At 22.5% G+C, this 861-nt stretch carries 1 protein-coding gene; it reads left to right on the plus strand.

What is annotated here, in order from left to right; genetic code table 11:
• Positions 1 to 353: 353 nt before the first annotated feature.
• The gene (locus CHU92_RS15635) at positions 354 to 845 is read left to right on the plus strand and encodes a TlpA family protein disulfide reductase (protein ID WP_165764535.1); all 492 of its coding nucleotides are present in this window, start codon (positions 354 to 356) and stop codon (positions 843 to 845) included.
• The last annotated feature ends 16 nt before the right edge of the window (positions 846 to 861 follow it).

Here is an 861-nt window from a genome sequence, read left to right on the forward strand (position 1 = left end):
TCAACCCTTTTTTATTTAACAAATAAGTTTAAACCACTTCATTAATTACATTTGTTTTTAATATCTTTTGTTTATTTCCATTTACATCAAATTTTATATATAGATTTTTTATTGATACTTCCTTATTATTATTAGCGGGAATAGTATTACTTAAAAAATCACCTTATAAAAATCAAATAAAAGGAGCAACATTTATTTTTGCTCCTTTTATTCTTTTACAATTAATATTTGTTGTTATTAATGCTTCAGAAGATAATTATCCATCTATACCTTTATTTATAGGTGCAATTTTAAGTTTTTTAATTGCTGTAACTATATACCGTAAGCCTACTAATTTTATTGCTAAATTTTGTTTGATATACATAGCTTGTATACTTTTAATTACTTTATTCTTACCAAATTATTATAACTTTTTATGGGATAGAAAATCTAAAGATTTATCTGGTGTACAATTGCCAAAGTTACTCGTATATGATGAAGTTGGTAATAGTAAATTTTTAAATGATTTAGGAGAAACAATAGTTTTAGACGTATGGACAACAAGTTGTGCAACTTGTATAAAAGAGTTTCCAAAATTTCAAAAAGTTGCTACATCATATAAAAATCATAAAGTAAAATTTTACAGTTTAAATTTTCCTTTACGCAGGGATACACAGAATTATATTAATAAATTTACTGAACAGTATACCTTTAAAAAATTGATAGCAGACCGCACCACTGTAGAAAAGTTAAACATTAAATATTTTCCTCAGTATATTATAATTAAAAATAATAAAATTCAATATATTGGCTCATTAAATATAAATAAAAGTTCAATTTTAGTACACGACAAAAAATATAATTGATTAAAAATCAATAAAA

It is taken from the genome of Flavobacterium cyanobacteriorum (assembly GCF_002251835.1).
Classification (GTDB): domain Bacteria; phylum Bacteroidota; class Bacteroidia; order Flavobacteriales; family Flavobacteriaceae; genus Flavobacterium; species Flavobacterium cyanobacteriorum.